General features: G+C 73.9%; 11 protein-coding genes and 1 pseudogene. 11 read left to right on the top strand and 1 reads right to left on the bottom strand.

What is annotated here, in order from left to right:
* Positions 1-115: 115 nt before the first annotated feature.
* The 11 genes and pseudogenes from ACZ4U4_RS09145 to glgB all read left to right on the top strand — a co-directional run bounded on the left by ACZ4U4_RS09145 (position 116) and on the right by glgB (position 21,661).
* Positions 116-2,098 carry an ABC transporter ATP-binding protein gene (locus ACZ4U4_RS09145; protein WP_467870668.1) on the top strand — a complete coding sequence of 661 codons (1,983 nt, stop codon included), beginning with the start codon at positions 116-118 and terminating at the stop codon, positions 2,096-2,098.
* A complete protein-coding gene (locus tag ACZ4U4_RS09140; RefSeq protein WP_467870665.1) occupies positions 2,095-3,954 on the top strand; it encodes an ABC transporter ATP-binding protein in 1,860 nt (619 codons plus the stop codon). Before ACZ4U4_RS09145 ends, ACZ4U4_RS09140 begins: the two co-directional genes overlap by 4 nt.
* A gap of 118 nt (positions 3,955-4,072) precedes the next feature.
* Complete coding sequence (locus tag ACZ4U4_RS09135) at positions 4,073-5,335, top strand: methyltransferase (protein ID WP_467870662.1); 1,263 nt, start codon at positions 4,073-4,075, stop codon at positions 5,333-5,335.
* A 31-nt stretch (positions 5,336-5,366) separates the two neighbouring features.
* Positions 5,367-7,265: an ABC transporter transmembrane domain-containing protein gene (locus tag ACZ4U4_RS09130; RefSeq protein ID WP_467870660.1), complete on the top strand. Its 1,899-nt coding sequence runs from the start codon at positions 5,367-5,369 to the stop codon at positions 7,263-7,265.
* Positions 7,262-9,133: an ABC transporter ATP-binding protein gene (locus tag ACZ4U4_RS09125; RefSeq protein ID WP_467870657.1), complete on the top strand. Its 1,872-nt coding sequence runs from the start codon at positions 7,262-7,264 to the stop codon at positions 9,131-9,133. The genes ACZ4U4_RS09130 and ACZ4U4_RS09125 overlap by 4 nt, the downstream gene beginning before the upstream one ends.
* A gap of 491 nt (positions 9,134-9,624) precedes the next feature.
* Positions 9,625-11,289: pseudogene (locus ACZ4U4_RS09120) on the top strand (M4 family metallopeptidase); the annotation flags it as partial.
* Between the two features lie 298 nt (positions 11,290-11,587).
* On the top strand, positions 11,588-13,213 hold the full coding sequence (locus ACZ4U4_RS09115; protein WP_467870654.1) for a M4 family metallopeptidase: 1,626 nt from the start codon (positions 11,588-11,590) through the stop codon (positions 13,211-13,213).
* Between the two features lie 348 nt (positions 13,214-13,561).
* Positions 13,562-15,562: an alpha-1,4-glucan--maltose-1-phosphate maltosyltransferase gene (locus ACZ4U4_RS09110; RefSeq protein WP_467870652.1), complete on the top strand. Its 2,001-nt coding sequence runs from the start codon at positions 13,562-13,564 to the stop codon at positions 15,560-15,562.
* Positions 15,559-17,277 carry a maltose alpha-D-glucosyltransferase gene (gene treS, locus ACZ4U4_RS09105; protein WP_467870650.1) on the top strand — a complete coding sequence of 573 codons (1,719 nt, stop codon included), beginning with the start codon at positions 15,559-15,561 and terminating at the stop codon, positions 17,275-17,277. The genes ACZ4U4_RS09110 and treS overlap by 4 nt, the downstream gene beginning before the upstream one ends.
* A gap of 270 nt (positions 17,278-17,547) precedes the next feature.
* Positions 17,548-18,990 carry a maltokinase N-terminal cap-like domain-containing protein gene (locus tag ACZ4U4_RS09100; RefSeq protein WP_467870647.1) on the top strand — a complete coding sequence of 481 codons (1,443 nt, stop codon included), beginning with the start codon at positions 17,548-17,550 and terminating at the stop codon, positions 18,988-18,990.
* A 322-nt stretch (positions 18,991-19,312) separates the two neighbouring features.
* The gene (gene glgB / locus ACZ4U4_RS09095) at positions 19,313-21,661 is read left to right on the top strand and encodes a 1,4-alpha-glucan branching enzyme (protein WP_467870644.1); all 2,349 of its coding nucleotides are present in this window, start codon (positions 19,313-19,315) and stop codon (positions 21,659-21,661) included.
* A gap of 71 nt (positions 21,662-21,732) precedes the next feature.
* On the opposite strand, the gene ACZ4U4_RS09090 is transcribed toward glgB, so the two are convergent.
* Positions 21,733-22,167, bottom strand: a complete 435-nt coding sequence (locus ACZ4U4_RS09090; RefSeq protein ID WP_467870642.1) for a DUF4259 domain-containing protein — start codon at positions 22,165-22,167, stop codon at positions 21,733-21,735.
* Between the last annotated feature and the right edge of the window lie 92 nt (positions 22,168-22,259).

The raw sequence follows: 22,259 nt of genomic DNA, 5'->3' as shown, positions 1-22,259 counted from the left end.
CCGGGCTGAGGCGCAGGTCAGCGGGGGTGGGGGCGCGGCGGGTGGCGGGGCGGCGGGCGGTGCGGCGGGAAAAGGACATGAGCGTTGTCGGTGGGCGCCCTTACTCTCCCCTGTGATGGATGCCACCGCGAGCACACCCGCCCGTCCACCGTCCTCCGAACCCCCGCGGCACTCCGCCGTACGGTCGCTGCTGCGCCTGTGGCCGTTCGTCCGGCCGGTGCGGGCGCGGCTGTTCACCGCCGCGGTCGTCGCCGTGGTCGCGTCCTGCATCAGCCTCGTCATCCCGCTGGTGCTCAAGTGGATCGTGGACGGCCCGGTCGCCGCGGGCGCGCCCGGCGGTGTCTGGCTGGGCGGCGGGTTCCTCCTCGCGCTCGGGATCGCCGAGGCGGGACTGTTCGGGCTGCGGCGCTGGCTGGTCGCGCGGCCGCTGGCGGGCGTCGAGGCGGCCATGCGGGAGCGGCTCTACACCCGCCTCCAGCGGCTGCCGGTCGCCTTCCACGACCGCTGGGCCTCGGGCCAGTTGCTCTCCCGCGCCACCACCGACCTCCAGCTGCTCCGGATGTTCCTGGCCTTCCCGCTGACATTCCTGCTGGTCAACGGCGCGACCATCGTGGTGGGCTGCGCGATCCTGCTGAGTCAGCGCTTCTCGCTGGGGCTGGTGCTGCTGGCGCCGGTGCTGCCGCTGATGATTCTCTGCTCGGTCTTCGAGGCGAAGTACGCACTGGCCGCGCGCCGGGCGCTGGACCAGGTCGGTGATCTGACGACGGTGATCGAGGAGTCGGTCCTCGGCATCCGGATCGTGAAGGGTTTCGGCCGCCACCGCAGCCAGGCCCGGATGTTCCGGCGGCTCACCCATGAGCTGCGCACCACCGAGCTGCGCAAGGCCCGGTACCTCGCGGTGCTCTGGGGCGCCATCACCCTCCTGCCGGAGCTGGCGATCGGCGCCGCGCTGGTGCTGGGCACCCTCCAGGTGGCGGACGGCGCGCTCTCGGCCGGCACGCTGGTCGCCTTCCTGTCGACGGCGCTCGCGCTGCGCTGGCCGGTGGACTCCATCGGCTTCCTGCTGGCGATGAGCTACGAGGCGGCGATGGCCACCGACCGGTACTTCGAGGTGCTGGACACGCCGACGGCGGAGACGCTGGAGGCCCCGTCGGAGGAGGCTGCGTCCCTGCTCCCCGGACCGCGGGCGGCCGCCGACGACGCGGACGGCTCCGGCGACGGTCCCGGCTCCGGCCGCGCCGACACCCCCGATACCCCCGACAGCCCCGGCCTGCCCGGTGGCTCCGGCGCGTCCGACCGCCCGGGCGCCTCCGGCGGGCTCGTCTTCTCCGGTGTCGAGTTCCGCTATCCCGACGCGTCCGCGGACACCCCGCCGACGCTACGCGGCGTCGATCTCCACATCGCGTCCGGGGAGACGATGGCGCTGGTGGGGGCCACGGGCAGCGGGAAGACGACGCTCACCGCGCTGGTCCCGCGGCTGTACGACCCGACCGGCGGCCGGATCACCCTGGACGGCCGCGACCTCACCGCGCTCTCCCGGGGCGAGGTGCGCGGTCTGGTGTCGGTCGCCTTCGAGGAGCCGACGCTGTTCTCCGCGAGCATCGCCGAGAACGTCCTGATGGGCGGCGCGGACGTCCAGGAGGCCGATCTGCGGCGGGCGTTGGAGGTGGCGCAGGCCGACGGTTTCGTCGCCGCGCTGCCCCAGGGGGCGCACACCCAGGTCGGGGAGCAGGGCATGAGCCTGTCGGGCGGCCAGCGGCAGCGGCTCGCGCTGGCCCGCGCGGTCGCCGGGCGGCCGCGTTTCCTGATCCTCGACGATCCGCTCTCCGCCCTCGACGTCCACACCGAGGCGCTGGTCGAGGCGGCGCTGCGGCAGGTCCTGGCGACCACCACCGCGCTGATCGTCGCGCACCGCCCGTCCACGGTCCTGCTGGCCGACCGGGTGGCGCTGCTCTCCGGCGGCCGGATAGCCGCCGTCGGCACCCACCACCAACTGCTGCGCGAGAACGCCGAGTACGCCGGGCTGATGTCCGGCACCGCCCCCGTCACGGCAGGGCCCGCGCCCCGGCCCCGCGACTCCTCCGGAGGCACCCGATGACGACCGCCCCCGCACCCGGCGCCGTACCCGCCGATCCGCCCGCGCCCGGCTCGCCGCCCGGGGACGAGGACGCCTTCGCCCGGGACGTCCTCCCGGCGCCGCCCGGGGCGTCGCGGCGGCTGCTGCGGTCGCTGCTGGCCCCGCACGCCCGCTGGGTCACGCTCTCCGCCGTGATGCTGCTGCTCCAGCAGGCCGCGGTGCAGGCCGGGCCGCTGCTCGTGGCGTTCGCGCTGGACCGCGCGGTGCCCGCGCTGCGCGCCGGGGACCACGGCCCGCTGGTCACCGTGGCGGTCGGGGCCGCGCTGTGCGCCGTGGCGTCGGGCGGGCTGAAGTACCTCTTCATCCGGTGCTCGGCCCGGATCAGCCAGGACGTGCTGCTGGAGCTGCGCGGCCGGATCTTCCGGCATGCGCAGGCGCTCAGCCTCGACTTCCACGAGCGGTACACCTCGGGCCGGCTGATCTCGCGGGCCACCACGGACGTCGAGGCGCTGCGGGAACTCCTCGACGAGGGTCTGGAGGAGCTGATCTCCTTCGTGCTCTCCACGGTCTCGATCACCGTGATGCTCCTCTACCTGGACTGGCGCACCGGCGTCGCCGCGCTCGCCTCCACCGGGCCGCTGGCCCTGCTGATCCGCTCCTACCAGCGGCGTTCGATCCGCGTGTTCAGCAGCAAGTCGTCGGCGGTCGCCGCCGTCATCGTGAAGTTCACCGAGACGCTCAACGGCATCCGACCGGTGCAGGCGTTCCGCCGCGAGCGCCCCAACGACGCCACGTTCGCCGCGCTGAACCGCACCCATGAGGGCGTCAACGGCGACACCTTGCTGGAGATGGCCCGGTATGTCGTCGGGTCGCGGCTGGTGGCCAACTTCGCGGTCGCCGCGATCGTGCTGTGGAGCGCCTACCGCGTGGCGAGCGGCGCGCTGGAGCTGGGCGTGCTGGCCGCCGCCGTGCTGTATCTGCGGCGGCTGTACGACCCGATCGACCGGCTCGGGATGTTCCTCAACTCCTACCAGGGCGCGGCCGCCTCGCTGGAGAAGATCGCCGGTCTGCTGGCGCAGCGCCCGTCGGTCCCGGAGCCGTCCGCCCCGGCGGCGCTGCCGGCCGCCCCCGACGGGCGGCCCGGCCGGGAGGTCGTCTTCGAGGACGTGCGGTTCGCGTACCGGACCGGCGGCGAGGTGCTGCCCCGCTTCGCTCTGCGGCTGGCCGCGGGCGAGACGGTCGCCGTGGTCGGTTCGACCGGCGCCGGCAAGTCGACGCTGGCGAAGCTGCTGGCCCGCTTCTACGACCCGACCGAGGGCCGGGTCCTGCTGGACGGCGTGGACCTGCGGGAACTGTCCTCGGCCGAGTTGCGCCGGGGCGTGGTGATGGTCACCCAGGAGGCGTTCCTGTTCTCCGGGACGGTCGCCGAGAACATCGCGCTGGGGCGGCCGGACGCCACCCGCGCGCAGATCGAGGAGGCCGCCCGGGCGATCGGTGCGCACGACTTCATCGCCGCGCTGCCGGACGGGTACGACACCGATGTCCGTAAGCGGGGCGGCCGGATCTCCGCGGGCCAGCGGCAGTTGGTCGGCTTCGCACGGGCACTGCTCGCCGACCCCGCCGTACTGATCCTGGACGAGGCGACCAGCTCGCTGGACATACCGGGCGAGCGGGCGGTGCAGCGGGCCATGGACACCGTGCTGCGCGGCCGGACGGCGGTGGTGATCGCGCACCGCCTGTCGACGGTGGAGATCGCCGACCGGGTGCTGGTCATGGCCGACGGCCGGATCGTGGAGGACGGCACCCCCGCCACCCTGATATCCGACCGCGGCCGCTTCGCCGAGCTGCACCGGGCTTGGCGGGACAGCGTGGGGTGAGGTGGGGGCGCGGGGGCCGCTGCGGCCCGCACCCCGCACAGGGCCGCCCCTCAGCCCCCGCCCCACTCCCCCGGCGCCCGCTCCGGTCGCCTCGTCCCTCGGCTAGCCTGAGTCCACGATGAACCGTTTCACGACGTCATGGGGTGCGTTCGACCTCAGCCGCTTCCCCGAGGACCCCCGCGACCAGCTCCGTGCCTGGGACGCCGCCGACGCCTATCTCCTGGACCACCTCGCGGAGAGCGGGACCGGCAGCGCCCCGGACGCCGGGGCCGCCCCCGAGCCACCCTCGGAACCGTCCGGCACCGGCGCCACCGTCGTCCTCGGCGACCGCTGGGGTGCCCTCGCCACCGCGCTGGCCGGGACCACGGCCGAAGCTGGTGCCGGCGCCGGGCCCGCGGCCGGCTCCGTACCCGCGCCCGGGGTCCCCGCCCCCCGTCTCGTCCAGATCACCGACTCGTACCTCACCCACCGCGCCACCGAGGTCAACCTGCGGCATAACGGGGTCGCCGACGGCGTCGTCCAGCTGCGGACGGTGCTGGACGCGCCGCCGGAGCGGATCGATCTGCTGCTGGTGCGGGTGCCGAAGAGCCTGGCGTTGCTGGAGGAGCAGCTGCGGCGGCTGGCGCCCGCGGTGCATGCGGGGACCCGGATCGTCGGCACCGGCATGGTCTCCGAGATCCACACCTCGACGCTGAAGCTGTTCGAGCAGATCCTCGGGGCGACCCGGACCTCCCTCGCCGTCCGCAAGGCGCGGTTGATCTTCTGCACCCCCGATCCGTCCCTCTCCCCCGCCGCTCCCTCCTGGCCGCGCAGCTACGCGCTGCCCGCGGACGTCGGTGTGATGTCGGGGCGGACGGTCACCAACCACGCCGGGATCTTCTGCGCCGACCGGCTGGACATCGGCACCCGCTTCCTCCTCGGCCACCTCCCCCGGCGGCAGGGCGCCGAGCGCGTCGTCGACCTGGGCTGCGGCAACGGCGTCGTCGGCACCGCGCTGGCGCTGGCCAACCCGGAGGCGGAGACCGTCTTCGTCGACGAGTCGTTCTCCGCCGTGGCCGCCGCGCGTGCCACCTTCGCGGCGAACGCGCCGGAGGGCGCACGGGCGGAGTTCACCGTCGGCGACGCGCTGACGGGGCTGCCGCCCGGTTCGGTGGATCTCGTGGTGAACAACCCGCCGTTCCACACCCACCGTGCGACGTCCGACGCGACCGCCCGGCGGATGTTCGGCGGCGCCCGCGCCGCGCTGCGGCCCGGCGGGGAGCTGTGGGTCGTCGGCAACCGCCATCTCGGCTACCACGTGCGGCTCAAGCGGCTCTTCGGCAACTGCGAGGTCGTCGCCTCCGACCCGAAGTTCGTGCTGCTGCGGGCAGTGCGCCGCTGACCCGCGAAGAGCCGTCTCATAGGCTGCGGCCATGGGGAAATCGGGCCGCACGGCGGCGCGTTCGGGGCGGGAGACGCCCGATCACCGCAGCGCCGCGCGGTATCTGGTCTGGCTGACGCAGCGTCAGCTGCCGCGGGTGGCGGCGGGCGCCACCTTCGGCACGCTGTGGCTGACGGGGCTGATGATGCCGCCGTATCTGCTCTCCCGCGCCGTCGACGACGGGCTGGTGCCGGGCCACCGGGGGCCGCTGCTCGGCTGGACGGCGGCGCTGCTGGCGATGGGCGCGCTCAACGCCGCCCTCGCCATCGCCCGGCACCGCACCATGACCCGGATCCGGATGGACGCGACGTTCCGCACGGTGCGCGCCGTCGTCGACCAGACGCTGCGGCTGGGCGCCTCGCTGCCGCGCCGGGTGACGGCGGGCGAGGTGGTCACCATCGGCATCGGGGACGTCGGGGTGATCAGCCAGACGCTGACGCTGACCGGCCCCGGGGTGGGCGCGGTCCTCTCGTACGGGGTGGTGGCGGCGCTGCTGCTGGCGGTGGATCCGGTGCTCGCCGCGCTGGTGCTGCTGGGGGTTCCGGCGCTGGCGGTGCTGGTGGGGCCGTTGCTGCGGCGGCTGGAGGGCGCCGAGGCGCGCTACCGGGAGCGGCAGAGCGGGCTGACCGACCGGCTGGCCGATCTGGTCGGCGGGGTGCGGGTGCTCGGCGGGCTGGGCGGCAAGGAGGTGTTCGCGGCGCGGTACCGGCGGGAGTCGGCGGAGCTGTGCGCCGAGGGGTACCGCGTCGGCGCACACGCCAGCTGGATCCAGGCGCTGGGGGTGGGGCTCCCGGCGCTGTTCCTCGCCGCGGTCGTCTGGCTCGCGGCCCGGATGGCCGCCGCCGGGACGATCTCGGTGGGCGAGTTGGTCGCGGTGTACGGGTACACCGCGGCGTTGGCGGCGCCGGTGTCGTTCCTCATCGAGGCGGGGTACGACGTGACCCGCGGGCTGGTCGCGGCCCGCCGGGTGGTGCGCTTCCTGGGCCTGGAGCCCGACGCGCGGGGCGGCGGGGACGACGGTCCGGCGCTGCCGTCCGTGCTGCGGGATCCGGTCTCCGATGTCGAGGTGGTGCCCGGGACGCTGACCGCGCTGGCGGGGGCGCGACCCGAGGAGTCGGCCGCGGTGGTCGACCGGCTCGGGGGCGTCGCCGAGTCCGCCGCGACCTGGGGCGCGGTGCGGCTGGACGCGGTGGACACGGCGCGGCTGCGGGAGCGGATCCTGGTCGCGGACAACGAGGCGACGCTGTTCGCGGGCACGGTGCGCGAGGCGGTCGAGGGGCGGCGGGCGCGCCCGGCGGACGCGGTGGCCCGCGCGCTGCACACGGCGGTGGCGGAGGACATCGTGCAGGCGCTGCCCGGTGGCCTGGACGCGCGGCTGGACGCGGACGGCCGCAATCTCTCCGGCGGGCAGCGGCAGCGGCTGCGCCTGGTGCGGGCGCTGCTGGCCGACCCCGAGGTGCTGCTCGCCGTGGAGCCGACGTCGGCGGTCGACGCGCACACCGAGGCGGCGGTCGCGGCACGGCTGCACGCCGCCCGCGCGGGCCGGACGACCGTCGTCGCCACCACCTCACCGCTGGTGCTGGACGCGGCGGATGTCGTCTGCCATCTCTCCGGCGGCCGGGTGGCGGCGGTCGGCACCCACCGCGCACTGCTCGCCTCCCACCCGGAGTACCGCGCCCTGGTGGCACGGGGCACGGACGACACGGAGGACGGGGCGGAGGTCGGAGCGGAGGTCGGAACGGACGCGGGGCCCGGCGCCGCCACCGACGCCCCCGCCGCTCCGGACGCCACCGACGCCCCGGCCGCCCCCGGCGCCGAAGTCCCCGCACGCCGCGGCCCCGTGGACGAAGCGCCCGGCCAGGCCGCCCCCGTCGCCGAGGAGGCACCATGACGACCGCACCGGCACCCGCACCCGCGCCGGACGGCGCCCTGCCGATCGCGTCCCCCCGGGAGGCCCGGCGCGCGGCGGGCCGGTTGATCCGGCGCGACCGCGGGGCCTTCGCGCTGATGCTCGGGCTCAACGCGCTCGCCGCGGGCGCCGGGCTGGCCGGTCCGTGGCTGCTGGGCCGGATCGTCGACACCGTACGCAGTGGCGGGGGCGCCGCCGCGGTGGACCGGCTGACGCTGCTCATCGTGGCCGGTACGGCGCTCCAGCTGCTGCTGGGCCGCTTCGCGCGCTACGCCGGGCACCGGTTCGGCGAACGGGCGCTGGCCCGGGTCCGCGAGGGGTTCGTCGACCGGGCGCTGGCGCTGCCCTCGGCGGTGATCGAGCGGGCCGGTACCGGGGATCTGACGGCGCGGGGCACCACGGATGTGGCGTCGGTCGCCGGGACGCTGCGCGATGCGACGCCCGAGGTGTCGGTCGCGGTGGTCCAGGCGCTGTTCCTGCTGGGCGCCGTCGTGGTGCTCCATCCGCTGCTCGGGGCGTGTGCGCTGGGGCTGGTGGGGTGCGGGTTCGCACTCCGCTGGTATCTGCGGCGGGCGCGGTCCGCGTATCTCGCCGAGGGCGCGGCCGTGTCGGAGCTGGCCGGGCTGCTCGCGGCGACCGCCGCCGGGGCCCGGACCGTCGATCTGCTCGGCCTGGCGGACACGCGCGCGGCGGCCGCCCGGCGGGCGATCGAACGGTCCCGCCGTACCCGGCTGCGCACGCTGTTCCTGCGCAGTGTGCTCTTCCCGGTGGTGGACTTCTCGTACACGGTGCCGGTGGCCGCCGCGCTGGTGGCGGGCGGGGCGCTGCACGACGCGGGTGGGGTGAGCCTGGGCGCGGTGGTGTCGGCGGCGGTGCTGCTCGGCCAGTTGTCGACGCCGCTGGACACGCTGCTGTTCCGCACGGAACAACTCCAGGCCGGCGCCGCCGCGTTCGCCCGGGTCGAGGGCGTGGGGGCGGCACCGGACGGGAGCGGCCCGCGACCGGACGCCCCCGGGACGGACGGCAGGCCCGCTCCCCCCGTGGACGGCGCGGACCCGGCCGTCCCCGGAGCGTCCGCACCGCGCGGCCGGATCGAGGCGCGCGGGGTGCGGTACGCGTACCCAGGAGGGGCGGGTGACGAGGTGCTGCGCGGGGTGGAGCTGACGGTGCGGCCCGGGGAGCGGCTGGCGCTGGTCGGGCCGTCCGGGGCGGGGAAGTCGACGCTGGGCCGGTTGCTGGCCGGGATCGAGGCGCCGCGCGCGGGGACGGTGACGGTCGGCGGGGTGCCGGTGGCCGCGCTGCCGCCGCGGGCGCTGCGCCGTCAGGTGGCGCTGGTCACCCAGGAGCACCATGTCTTCCTCGGCACGGTCCGCGACAACCTGCGGATCGCCGCGCCCGACGCCGACGACGCCGCGCTGCACGCCGCGCTCGCCGCCGTCGGCGCGGAGTGGGCGGCGGCGCTGCCCTCCGGGCTCGGCACCGAGCTGGGCCCCGGCGGGTTCCTCCCGGACGGGGCGCAGAGCCAGCAGCTCTCACTGGCCCGGGTGGTGCTGGCTGACCCCGGCATCCTGATCCTCGACGAGGCGACGGCGCTGCTGGACCCGCGCACCGCGCGGCGTACCGAACGGGCGCTCGCCGCGGTGCTGGAGGGCCGTACGGTCATCGCCGTCGCGCACCGGCTGCACACCGCGCACGACGCGGACCGGGTGGCGGTCATGGAGGCGGGCCGGATCACCGAACTCGGCACCCACGACGCCCTCGTGGCGGCCGGCGGTGCCTACGCGGCCCTGTGGCGCACCTGGCACGGGGACGCTCCCGCCGCGCCGCCGGAGCGCCCGGCGGAGGTCTGACGGGGCGGGTCCGGCGGGCGGCCCGAGGCCGGTCCGGCGGGCCGCCGGAGCCGGGATATTCCAGACACTCTGAGACTGATGCCCCGTCAGGTCGGTCGATACCGGAACCGTTCGGGCGACCAGAGGCCAGAGCCCCCGGTCGGCAGTGCTCTCAAACCCGCCACTTCCAGCCCCGCCTTTCCTCCGGCCGCACCCGCCCCGACCTGCACCGTTCCCACCCCCTGCAACAGCTCGTCCGGATTCCGGACCCGCATTCCGGGCTACGGACGGTTTCCGGCCAATTGCTTGAAGGGACCCTGACAAGCGGCGCACCGCGGTGGCACTCTTCCCGGCAGCCGCCACACGGACCCCCACAGTCCCACCGTGCGGCAGTCGGCACCGTCTCCCCCCACACGTTCCAAGTGTTCTGCCTCGCTCTGCCCGGACGGCTTCCCGCCGCCCGGTCCCCCTCGGCCGCGGCCCCACGCCGCCGCCCCGCAGAAGGAGTCAGCGTGAGACGTACCCCCCCTCGTCGCGCCGTCGCAACCGGAGCCCTCGTCGCCGCCGCCGCCATGCTCGCCGTCGGTGTGCAGGCCGGCACCGGCACCGCGGCCACCCCCCAGCCGGGCACCCCCCACGCGGCCCCCGCCGCGGGCGCCCTGCCCGCGAAGCTCTCGCCCGCCCAGCGCGAGCGCCTGATCCGCAGCGCCGACGCCGCCACCAAGGCGACGGCCAAGGAGCTGAAGCTCGGCGCGCAGGAAAAGCTGGTCGTCAAGGACGTCTCCCAGGACGCCGACGGCACCACCCACACCCGCTACGCGCGGACCCTGGACGGTCTGCCGGTCCTCGGCGGCGACCTGATCGTCCACGAGGCCAAGGGCGGCGCCGTCAAGGCCGTCACCAAGGCACAGTCCAAGCAGCTGAAGGTCGCCACGACCACCGCGAAGGTCGCGCCGTCCGCCGCGTCCGCGAAGGCCCTCTCGTCCGCCCGTTCGCTGGGCGCGTCGAAGGCCGCCGCCGACAAGGCGCCGCGCAAGGTGGTCTGGGCCGCCGACGGCACCCCGCGGCTGGCGTACGAGACCGTGGTCGGCGGGCTCCAGAAGGACGGCACCCCCAACCAGCTGCACGTCATCACGGACGCCACCACCGGCGAGAAGATCTTCCAGTACCAGGGGATCGAGACCGGTATCGGCAACACCGAGTACAGCGGCAAGGTCACCCTGGGCACCACCGCCTCCGGGTCGTCCTACACGCTGACCGACGGCGGCCGCGGCGGGCACAAGACGTACAACCTCAACCACGGTTCGTCCGGCAAGGGCACGCTCTTCACCAACTCCACCGACACCTGGGGCAACGGCACCCCGCAGAACGCGGAGACCGCCGCCGCGGACGCCGCCTACGGCGCGGCCGAGACCTGGGACTACTACAAGACGGTGCACGGCCGCACCGGCATCAAGGGCGACGGGGTCGCCGCGTACTCCCGCGTCCACTACGGGAACAGCTACGTCAACGCCTTCTGGGACGACAGCTGCTTCTGCATGACGTACGGCGACGGCAGCGGCAACGCCGCGCCGCTGACCGCGCTGGACGTCGCCGGGCACGAGATGTCCCACGGCGTCACCGCCGCGACCGCCGGCCTCATCTACAGCGGTGAGTCCGGTGGCCTGAACGAGGCGACGTCCGACATCTTCGGCACCGCGGTGGAGTGGTACTCCAACACCGCCGCCGACCCGGGCGACTACTTCATCGGCGAGAAGATCAACATCTACGGCGACGGCCAGCCGCTGCGCTACATGGACAAGCCCTCCAAGGACGGCGCGTCCGCCGACTACTGGTCGAGCACGGTCGGCAACAAGGACGTGCACTACTCGTCCGGCGTCGCCAACCACTTCTTCTACCTGCTGTCCGAGGGCAGCGGCGCGAAGGTGGTCAACGGCGTGCAGTACAACAGCCCGACGTACGACGGGAAGTCGGTGCCGGGCATCGGCCGGGCGAACGCCGAGAAGATCTGGTTCAAGGCGCTCAGCCAGTACATGACCTCGTCCACCAACTACGCCGCCGCCCGCACCGCGACCCTCAAGGCCGCGGCCGACCTCTTCGGTCAGGGCAGCGCGACGTACAACACGGTCGCCAACACGTGGGCCGCGGTGAATGTCGGGGCCCGGGTGTCGGCCGGAAAGTGACATCGTGACCGGGTGACGGCACCCACCGGTCATCTCGGTGTGGCACGGCCGGGCGGCCGACCGGTGCACTGAACCCACCAGCGAAAACGGCGAATTGGGCGCCGCTTCCGGACCTCCGGAGGCGGCGCCCTTGCGCGTGGCACGGAGCCCGCACAAGAGGTTACCGACGAGTTTCAGCCAACCTCGCTCCAGCGTCCTGACATGAACGCGTTCGGAATGGCAGTGTTCCCGACGCACGTCACACCCACATCGCTTTGCACCCCCACCACTTGGCAAAGTTGAAGGAGCACGCGTGACCCCCCGCATATCCCGCAAGGCCCGCATCACCGGTACCGCCGTCGCCGCCGCCGCGGCCCTCGTCGCCGGCGTCGCCGCCACGGCGGGCGCCTCGACCGCCCCGGCCTTCACGAGCGCCTCGCCGGTCGCCCTCACCACCTCGCACCGCGCCGAGATGATCCACGAGGCGAGCGCCGCCAAGGCGCAGACGGCCAAGGAGCTGGGCCTGGGTTCCCAGGAGCAGCTGGTCGTCAAGGACGTCATCAAGGACGCCGACGGCACCGTCCACACCCGCTACGACCGCACCTTCGCCGGTCTGCCGGTGCTCGGTGGCGACCTGGTCGTGCACCGCGCCAAGGACGGCTCGATCAAGAGCACCACCAAGTCCACCTCGAAGACCCTCAAGGTCGCCTCCCTCACGCCGAAGATCTCCGCTGCCGCCGCCGCGCAGAGCGCGCACGGCACCGCCGCGAAGTCGATCAGCGCCAAGCAGACCGGCGCGCAGGCCGCGAAGAAGGTCGTCTGGGCCGCCTCCGGCTCGCCCGTCCTGGCGTACGACACCGTCGTCAAGGGCGTGAAGAAGGACGGCACCCCGAGCCGGATGCACGTCATCACCGACGCCAACACCGGCAAGAAGCTCTTCCAGTACGACGACATCCGTACCGGCAAGGGCGAGAGCGAGTTCAGCGGCACCGTCGACCTGACCACCACCAAGGACGGCAGCAACTACACGCTGACCGACGGCGACCGCGGCGGTCACAAGACCACCAACCTGGAGAACGCCGAGGACGGCGACGGCAAGCTCTTCACCAACTCCACCGACACGTGGGGCAACGGCAAGCCGGACAACCCGGAGACCGCCGCCGTCGACGCGCACTACGGTGCCGCCGAGACCTGGGACTACTACAAGGAGGTGCACGGCCGCACCGGCATCAAGGGCGACGGCAAGGGCGCCTTCTCCCGCGTCCACTACGGCGACAACTACGTCAACGCCTTCTGGGACGACAGCTGCTTCTGCATGACGTACGGCGACGGCGAGGGCAACAAGGCCCCGCTGACCGCCATCGACGTCGCGGCCCACGAGATGTCGCACGGTGTCACCTCCGCCACCGCCAACCTCACCTACAGCGGTGAGTCCGGCGGCCTGAACGAGGGCACCTCCGACATCTTCGGCACCTCGGTCGAGTTCTACGCGAAGAACGCCGAGGACCCGGGCGACTACCTCATCGGCGAGAAGATCGACATCAACGGTGACGGTACGCCGCTGCGCTACATGGACAAGCCGTCCAAGGACGGTCAGTCGCAGGACAACTGGGACTCCAGCACCGGTGGCCTGGACCCGCACTACTCGTCCGGTGTCGCCAACCACTTCTTCTACCTGCTGTCCGAGGGCAGCGGCGCCAAGGAGATCGGTGGCGTCAAGTACGACAGCCCGACCGCCGACGGCTCCAAGGTCGAGGGCATCGGGCGGGACAAGGCCGAGAAGATCTGGTTCAAGGCCCTGACCGAGTACATGACCTCGAACACCGACTACAAGGCGGCCCGTGAGGCCACCGTCAAGGCCGCGACCGACCTCTACAAGGCCGACAGCGCCGAGGTCAAGGGTGTCGAGGCCGCCTGGAACGGCGTCGCCGTCAAGTAACGCACCCCGCCGGGCGCCGTACGACACGGCGCCCGGCACCGCGCCCCACCGACCGGGACCCCTGTGACGTGTCCCCGGGCCGGGCCGGCGCACCGAGAACGGCGGAACGGCCGGGGATTTCTCTCCCCGGCCGTTCCGCCGTTCGCCGTTCCGTCACCGCCCCGCGCGCCCCGGCCGTTCCGCCGCGTCACGCCTGGTGCGCCACTCCGGGCCACCCCGTCTCTTCCGGCGTCCGGCCGCCAACCGGGTGAAGGCGGCAGACCCCCCGCCCCTCGCACACCACCGCCCCCAGGCGAACGGATAGAAAGGAGAAATTCCGGCAAAACCTGACGATTCCCTGGTGAGCCCATGATCGGTCGCATCCCTGTCCTGGACATCCGCCCCCGGCTCGACGACGGCCGCCCCGCGAAGGCGGTGACGGGCGAGACCTTCGACATCTCGGCCACCGTCTTCCGCGAGGGCCACGGCGCCGTCGCCGCCGATGCCGTGCTGACCGACCCGGCGGGCCACCCCGGTCCCCGGATCCCGATGTCCGAACTCCGCCCGGGCACCGACCGGTTCACCGCCGAGGTCACCCCGGACGCCGAGGGCCGCTGGACGTACACCGTCGAGGCGTGGGCCGATCCGGTCACCACCTGGCGCCGCGAGGCTGCCGTGAAGATCCCCGCCGGACTCGACCTCGAACTCACCCTCCGGGAAGGCGCCGACCTGCTGCTCCGCGCCGCCGACGGGGTGCCGAAGGAGGCCGGGCGGGAGGCGGTGCTCGCCGCCGCCGACGCCCTGCGCGACACCACGGCGCCGCCCGCCGTCCGCCTCGCCGCCGCCACCGCCCCCGCCGTCACCGAGGCGCTCACCCGCCATCCGCTGCGCGAGCTGCTCACCGTCGCGGACCCGCTGCCGCTCCTCGTCGAGCGCCGCCGTGCGCTGTACGGCTCCTGGTACGAGCTGTTCCCCCGCTCCGAGGGTGCGACCGTGCGACCGGACGGCACCCTGGCGGGCGGCACCCTGCGCACCGCCGCAGAGCGGCTGCCGGCCGTCGCCGCGATGGGCTTCGACGTGGTCTACCTCCCGCCCGTGCACCCCATCGGCACCACCCACCGCAAGGGCCCCAACAACTCCCTGACCGCCGGACCGCACGACGTCGGCTCCCCCTGGGCGATCGGTTCGGCGGACGGCGGCCATGACGCGCTCCACCCGGAGCTGGGCACCTTCGAGGACTTCGACCACTTCGTCCGCACCGCCCGCGGTCTGCGGATGGAGGTGGCGCTCGACTTCGCGCTCCAGTGCTCGCCGGACCACCCGTGGGTCACCCGCCACCCGGAGTGGTTCCGGCACCGCGCCGACGGCTCCATCGCCTGCGCCGAGAACCCGCCCAAGACGTACCAGGACATCCATCCGCTCGACTTCGACACCGACTTCCGGGGGCTGGTCCGGGAGACCGAGCGGCTGCTGCGCTTCTGGATGGCGAAGGGGGTGCGGATCTTCCGGGTCGACAATCCGCACACCAAGCCGGTGCACTTCTGGGAGACGGTGATCGGCGCGGTGGGCCGCACCGACCCGGACGTCCTCTTCCTCGCCGAGGCGTTCACCCGCCCCGCGATGGTCCACGCCCTCGCCCGCGCCGGATTCCAGCAGTCGTACACGTACTTCACCTGGCGGAACACCAAACAGGAACTGACCGAGTACCTCACCGAGCTGTCCGGTGAGAGCGCCGCGTATCTGCGGCCCAATCTCTTCGTCAACACCCCGGACATCCTGCACGGCTATCTCCAGGACGGCGGGCGTCCCGCCTTCGCCGTCCGTGCGGTGCTGGCCGCCACCCTCTCCCCCACCTGGGGCGTCTACGCGGGCTACGAACTGTGCGAGGCGGAGCCCGCGGAGCCGGGGAGTGAGGAGTATCTGGATTCCGAGAAGTATCAACTCCGGCCCAGGGATTGGGAGTCCGCGGCCCGGAGCGGAAAGACTCTGGCGCCGCTGCTCACCACGCTCAACCGTATCCGCCGCCGCCATCCGGCCCTTCAGCAACTGCGGCGGCTGCATTTCCATGACACCGACAACGACGCGGTGCTCGCCTATTCCAAACGCGCGGGCCACGGCCGCACCGCCGATACCGTCCTGACCGTGGTGAACCTTGATCCGCACCACACCCAGGAGGCCACGGTCTCGTTGGACATGCCGGATCTCGGCCTCGGCCGGGACGACTCCTTCCCGGTGCGCGACGAGCTCACCGGCGACACCTACCACTGGGGCAGGGAGAACTATGTACGGCTCGATCCGGCCCAGTCGCCCGCGCCCGCGCACGTACTGTCCCTGCGACCGTCCTCACCGATCGGAGGGTCACCCAATTGATCGTCAACGAGCCCGTGCATGACACGTTCGAGGACACTCCGGAAAAGGACCGCGATCCGGACTGGTTCAAACGCGCCGTCTTCTACGAGGTCCTGGTCCGCTCCTTCCAGGACAGCAACGGAGACGGCGTCGGCGACCTCAAGGGCCTCACCTCGCGGCTCGATTATCTGCAATGGCTGGGCGTGGACTGCCTCTGGCTCCCGCCCTTCTTCAAGTCCCCGCTGCGGGACGGCGGTTACGACGTCGCCGACTACACCGCGGTCCTGGAGGAATTCGGCGACCTCGCCGATTTCGTGGAATTCGTCGACGCCGCCCACCAGCGCGGTATGCGGGTCATCATCGACATGGTGATGAACCACACCAGCGACCAGCACCCGTGGTTCCAGTCCTCCCGCACCGACCCCGAGGGGCCGTACGGCGACTACTACGTCTGGGCGGACGACGACAAGCAGTACGCCGACGCCCGGATCATCTTCGTCGACACCGAGGCGTCCAACTGGACCTTCGACCCGGTGCGCAAGCAGTACTACTGGCACCGTTTCTTCTCCCACCAGCCGGACCTCAACTACGAGAACCCGGCGGTCCAGGAGGAGATGATCTCCGCGCTGCGGTTCTGGCTCGACCTGGGCATCGACGGCTTCCGGCTGGACGCGGTGCCGTACCTCTACGCCGAGGAGGGCACCAACTGCGAGAACCTGCCGCGCTCGCACGCATTCCTGCGGCGGGTCCGCGCCGAGATCGACGCGCACTACCCGGACACCGTGCTGCTGGCGGAGGCCAATCAGTGGCCCGAGGACGTCGTCGACTACTTCGGTGATTACGCGAGCGGCGGCGACGAATGCCACATGGCGTTCCACTTCCCCGTCATGCCGCGCATCTTCATGGCTGTGCGCCGCGAATCGCGCTATCCGGTGTCGGAAATTCTCGCCAAGACCCCGGCGATTCCGTCCGGTTGCCAGTGGGGCATCTTCCTGCGGAACCACGACGAGCTGACCCTCGAAATGGTCACCGACGAAGAGCGCGACTACATGTACGCGGAGTACGCCAAGGACCCGCGGATGCGGGCCAATATCGGTATCCGCCGCCGCCTCGCCCCGCTCCTCGACAACGACCGCAACCAGATCGAACTCTTCACCGCCCTGCTGCTCTCCCTGCCGGGCTCGCCCATTCTCTATTACGGCGACGAGATCGGCATGGGCGACAACATCTGGCTCGGTGACCGGGACGCGGTACGCACCCCCATGCAGTGGACCCCGGACCGCAATGCCGGATTCTCCTCCTGCGACCCCGGGCGGCTCACCCTGCCGACCATCATGGGCCCGGTCCACGGTTATCAGGTCACCAATGTCGAGGCGGCGATGAGTTCCCCGTCCTCACTGCTGCACTGGACCCGCCGGATGATCGAGATCCGGAAACAGAATCCGGCGTTCGGACTCGGCAGTTACACCGAACTCCCCTCCAGCAACCCGGCGGTCCTCGCCTTTCTGCGGGCCGCGCCCGGCGAGGGCGGCGCGGACGACGATCTCGTCCTGTGCGTGCACAATTTCTCGCGCTTCGCCCAGCCGACGGAGCTGGATCTGACGGAATTCGACGGACGCCATCCGGTGGAACTGATCGGCGGAGTGCATTTCCCGCCCATCGGCCAACTGCCCTATCTGCTGACGCTGGCGGGCCACGGCTTCTACTGGTTCCGGCTGCGCCGCAACGCGCCCTGACCGGAGGCGGACGGACCGCCGCCCGCCCACTTCCCCGACCTCCTGCCCGTACGCCGTCCGCCGCGTACGGGCGGAGGCGCGTCCGGGGCGGGCGCGGGACCGGACCGGCCGCCGGGCCCACGGCCGCGGGGCGGGCCCACCGGCGCCCCGTGCCGCCCGGCGCCGCGGACTCCGTCCGGGGGTACGCTCCCCGCGCCGCCGCCCGGAGAACGTCGCATTCCGGGACACTTTGCGCATCCTGTCGAGTGCCCCGGGAAAGGACGCGCCCCCATGCCGGACCCCGCCTCGACCGGTGCTCCCCCCGGATCCGGCGGGCCCCCGCTCGCCGCCGCGCCCGATCTGCTCCCCTCCCTCGCACCGCTCCTCGCGGACTGGCTGCCCGGCCGCCGGTGGTTCGCCGGGCACGGGCGGCTGATCACCGGCTTCACCCTGCTCTCCGCCACCGAGCTGCTGCCCTGCACCGTCGTCGGCGGGCCGCCCGGACTGCTGCATCTGCTGGTCCGCGTGGAGCAGGCCGCCCGGACCCCCGGGGCGCCGCCGGGCGACTGCTACCAACTGCTGCTGGGCGTGGGCCGGGAGGCGCCGCCCCGCCTCGCCCCCGCGCTGATCGGCCGCCCCGCCGGCGGCCCGCTGCGCGGCCACGCCGTCCACGACGCGCTGCTCGACAGGCACCTGTGCGGGCTGCTGCTGGAGCGGCTGCGGCTGCCGGGCCGGATCGGGGCGCTCGACTTCCACCGCGAGGCGGGCACCGCGATCCCGTCCCGGCTGCCCGGCCGCCCGCTCGGCGCGGAGCAGTCCCACACCTCGCTCGTCTACGGCGAGACGCTGATCCTCAAGGTCTTCCGGCAGGTCACACCGGGTCTCAACCCGGATCTGGAGCTGTCGCGCGCACTGGCCGGGACGGGGTGCCCGCGGGTGCCGGCGCCCGTCGCGTGGTTCGAGGCCCGCGCACGGGAGCCGGGCACCGAGCCGACGACGCTCGGTGTGCTCCAGCCGTTCCTGCCGGGCTGCGCCGACGGCTGGCAACTGGCGCTCACCGCGCTGTCCGGGCGCGCCGACTTCACCGCGTCGGCCCGCTCCCTGGGGCAGGCCACCGCGGAGGTGCACACCGCGCTCGCCCGGGCGCTGCCGACCGCGGCGCTGCGCCGTCCGCAGCTGGAGTCCATCGCGGCGGGGATGCGCGCCCGGCTGGAGACCACCGCCCGCGCGGTCCCCGGCCTGCGGCCGTACCGCGCCGGGCTGCGCACCGCGTTCGACGCGCTCGCCGCCGCCGGACGGGCCGGCGGCAGCTGGGCGGCGCAGCGCATCCACGGCGATCTCCACCTCGGGCAGACGCTCCGTCCGGCGCGGGGCCCCGGCCGCTGGTCCCTGATCGACTTCGAGGGAGAACCTGCCCGCCCGCTGGCCGAACGGCGCCGCCCGCAGCCCGCGGTCCGCGATGTCGCGGCGATGCTCCGCTCCTTCGACTACGCGGCCCGCAGCGGCCCCTCGGGCGGTGACGCCTGGTCACTGGAGTGGGCGCGCCGCACCCGGGAGGCGTACTGCCGCGGCTACGCGGAGGGCGGCGGCCTCGACCCCGGCGCGGCACCGGAACTGATGCGCGCGTACGAGACCGACAAGGCCGTCTACGAGGTGCTCTACGAGGCCCGGCACCGGCCCGACTGGCTCCCGGTACCGATGGCCGCGGTGCGCCGCCTGGCCGACGGGGGGTGAGGGGCGGGCACGGGGTGCGGGGGGGCGGCCCCGCACCGCCGGGGTGTGGGGCGCGGAGGCCCGGCCCCGTACCGCCGGAGGGCGCGGGTGCCCGGCCCCCTACCGCCGGAGGTGTGCCGCCCGGCCCCGTACCACCGAGGTGTGCGCCACTCGGCCCCCGTACCTCCCTGCCGATCGCCGCCGGGGCATCCCGCGACGCCTGCGGGTCGCCTCCGGCGCGCCGCTGCCTCCGCCGCCTCGCGTCCGGGCACCGCAGCGTCCGCGCGGCTGCCGCCCCGCCCACCCGTCCGTTCCGTCCGACGCCCCGACCAGGAGGCCGCCCATGACCGTCCGTCCGCCGTCCCGCCGCCCCGTCGCCGCCCCACCCACCGCAGCCCGTGAGGCGGCCGGCCCGGCCGATCCGGCGGAGCCGGTGGCCCCGACCACAGCCGTCACCGCTCCGGCCGCAGCCGTCACCGCTCCGGGCGCGCCCGACGCCCCGTCGGCGCGCCCGGCGCCCCCACTTCCCGGCGACGCACGTGCCCGGCTGCTGGCCGGTGCCCACCACGATCCGCACGCCGTGCTCGGGGCGCGGCCGGTGCCCGGTGGGGTGCTCTTCCGGGTGCTGCGGCCGCACGCCCGGGAGGTCGCGGTCGTCACCGAGGGGCGGTGCACGGCCCTGCGGCCGGAGGGGGACGGGCTGTTCGCCGGGGTGCTGCCGCAGGCTGCCGTCCCCTCGTACGCGCTGCGGGTGGTGTACCCGGACGCCACGCTGACGGTCCGCGATCCGTACGGCTTCCTCCCGGCGCTGGGCGCACCGGAGCTGCGGCTGCTGTCCGAGGGGCGGCACGAGCAGCTGTGGCAGGCGCTCGGCGCCCGCGTGCTGACACATCAGGGCACCACCGGCACCCGCTTCACCGTCTGGGCCCCGAACGCGCGCGGGGTGCGGGTCCTCGGGGACTTCAACCACTGGGACGGCACCGCCTTCCCGATGCGGTCGCTGGGCTCCTCGGGGGTGTGGGAGCTGTTCCTGCCCGGCGTCGGCGCGGGTGAGCTGTACAAGTTCCAGATCACCCGGCCGGACGGCTCGGCCACCGTGCGCGCCGACCCGATGGCCCGGCGCACGGAGTGCCCGCCGGCCACCGCCTCGGTCGTCGACGTCACCCACCACGAGTGGCGGGACGGCGCGTGGATGGCCGCGCGGGGCGCCCGGCCGCCGCACGCCGCGCCGTTCTCCGTCTACGAGGTGCATCTGCCGTCCTGGCGCCCGGGGCTGACCTACCGGCAGCTCGCCACGCAGCTGCCCGCGTACGTCCAGGACCTCGGCTTCACGCATGTGGAGTTCATGCCGCCGGCCGAGCACCCCTTCGGCGGCTCCTGGGGCTACCAGGTCACCGGCTACTACGCGCCGACCGCCCGGCTGGGCACCCCGGACGATTTCCGGTATCTCGTCGACGCGCTGCACCGGGCCGGGATCGGGGTGCTGATCGACTGGGTGCCCGCGCACTTCCCGCGCGACGACTGGGCGCTGGCGGAGTTCGACGGGCGGCCGCTGTACGAGCATCCGGATCCGGCGCGGGCCGCGCACCCGGACTGGGGGACGCTGGAGTTCGACTACGGGCGGCCCGAGGTCCGCAACTTCCTCGTGGCCAACGCGGTGTACTGGTGCGAGGAGTTCCACATCGACGGCCTGCGGGTGGACGCCGTGGCGTCGATGCTCTACCTCGACTACTCGCGGCCGGACGGCGCCTGGACGCCCAACGCGCACGGCGGGCGGGAGAACTGGGACGCCGTCGCCTTCCTCCAGGAGATGAACGCGACCCTCTACCGCCGCTGCCCCGGTGTGGTCACCGTCGCCGAGGAGTCCACCGCCTGGGACGGCGTCACCCGCGCCACCCACGAACCGGCCGCGGGCGGCCTCGGCGGGCTGGGCTTCGGGCTGAAGTGGAACATGGGCTGGATGCACGACTCCCTCCACTACGTCGCCAAGGAGCCGGTGCACCGCCGCCACCACCACGGCGAGATGACCTTCTCGATGGTCTACGCCTACTCCGAGAACTATCTGCTGCCGATCTCCCACGACGAGGTGGTGCACGGCAAGCGGTCGCTGGTGTCGAAGATGCCGGGCGACTGGTGGCAGCAGCGCGCCACCCACCGCGCCTACCTCGGCCACATGTGGGCCCACCCCGGCAAGCAGCTCCTCTTCATGGGGCAGGAGTTCGCCCAGGGTGCGGAGTGGGCGGAGCGCCACGGCCCGGACTGGTGGCTGCTGGACCCGTCGTACGCGGCGGAGCCGGACCACCGCGGGGTGCGGGATCTGGTGCGCGACCTCAACCGCGGCTACGCGGCGGCGCCCGCCCTGTGGGAACGGGACACCGATCCGGCGGGCTTCGCATGGGTCGCCGCGGACGCCGCCGAGGACAATGTCTTCGCCTTCCTGCGCTTCGCCGCCGACGGCTCCCCGCTGCTCTCCGTCAGCCACTACTCCCCCGTGGTCCGCGAGGGCTACCGGCTCGGCGTGCCGGACACCGTGGCCGCCTGGCGCGAGGTGCTCAACACCGATGCCGCGCGCTACGGCGGCGGCGGGGTCGAGAACCCCGGCAGCCTGACGCCGGAGCCGGCACACGGCCGGGAACGCTCGCTCACCGTCACCCTGCCGCCCCTGGCCACACTCTGGCTCCGCCCGGCGTGACGGCTGGGGCGGCCGCGGAGCCACCGGGCCCGGCGGGCGCGAAGCCGCGCCTCCTGCCGGCCTCGCTCCGCTCAGATCCGCTCGGCGGCCGGTCCGAGCGCGGCCCGCAGTCCGGCGACCGAGGCGCGCCACTGCGGCCCGGAGTCCGACGCGTCCCACAGCTCGGCCAGTTCGGAATCGGGGGCGAGCACCCGGTCCAGGGCGCGGACGGCCAGACCGGTCAGCTCGGGCGGCGGCTGCGGTATGCCCCAGCGCGGCAGGGGCACCGCCGCACCCCCGCACCCGACGGCCCCGGCCGCCCCGCCCGGCCGAGCCGCCGCCAGCAATGCGGCCGCGGCCACCGCCGTCTCGCCCTCCGGCGCATCCAGGTACCAGCGCTCCTCGACGGCGTCGGCCAGTGCCGTGCGTACCGCGAAGAGGCGGCGGTTCTCCGGCAGCGCGCCCAGCCGCACCACGAGGTCCGCCGCGGCGTCGCCGCCGAACGGACCCGTCCCCCATGTGCCCATGCCCCGCTCCTCGATCCCCGGCGGCCGGTCCACCCCCGGCCGCGGTCAACCCGTCCCCTGCATGGTGCCGCACCCCACTGACAACGGCCGCC

The organism is Streptomyces sp. NPDC029159 (genome assembly GCF_055564055.1).
Note: the sequence above shows the minus strand (reverse complement) of the source record. Positions and strands in the feature narration are given on the sequence as shown.

Excerpts from the sequence above, each read along its gene's own strand:
- ACZ4U4_RS09145 (WP_467870668.1), top strand. The coding sequence starts at position 116 with ATGGATGCCACCGCGAGCACACCCGCCCGTCCACCGTCCTCCGAACCC.
- ACZ4U4_RS09140 (WP_467870665.1), top strand. The coding sequence starts at position 2,095 with ATGACGACCGCCCCCGCACCCGGCGCCGTACCCGCCGATCCGCCCGCG.
- ACZ4U4_RS09135 (WP_467870662.1), top strand. The coding sequence starts at position 4,073 with ATGAACCGTTTCACGACGTCATGGGGTGCGTTCGACCTCAGCCGCTTC.
- ACZ4U4_RS09130 (WP_467870660.1), top strand. The coding sequence starts at position 5,367 with ATGGGGAAATCGGGCCGCACGGCGGCGCGTTCGGGGCGGGAGACGCCC.
- ACZ4U4_RS09125 (WP_467870657.1), top strand. The coding sequence starts at position 7,262 with ATGACGACCGCACCGGCACCCGCACCCGCGCCGGACGGCGCCCTGCCG.
- ACZ4U4_RS09110 (WP_467870652.1), top strand. The coding sequence starts at position 13,562 with ATGATCGGTCGCATCCCTGTCCTGGACATCCGCCCCCGGCTCGACGAC.
- ACZ4U4_RS09100 (WP_467870647.1), top strand. The coding sequence starts at position 17,548 with ATGCCGGACCCCGCCTCGACCGGTGCTCCCCCCGGATCCGGCGGGCCC.
- glgB (WP_467870644.1), top strand. The coding sequence starts at position 19,313 with ATGACCGTCCGTCCGCCGTCCCGCCGCCCCGTCGCCGCCCCACCCACC.
- ACZ4U4_RS09090 (WP_467870642.1), bottom strand. The coding sequence starts at position 22,167 with ATGGGCACATGGGGGACGGGTCCGTTCGGCGGCGACGCCGCGGCGGAC.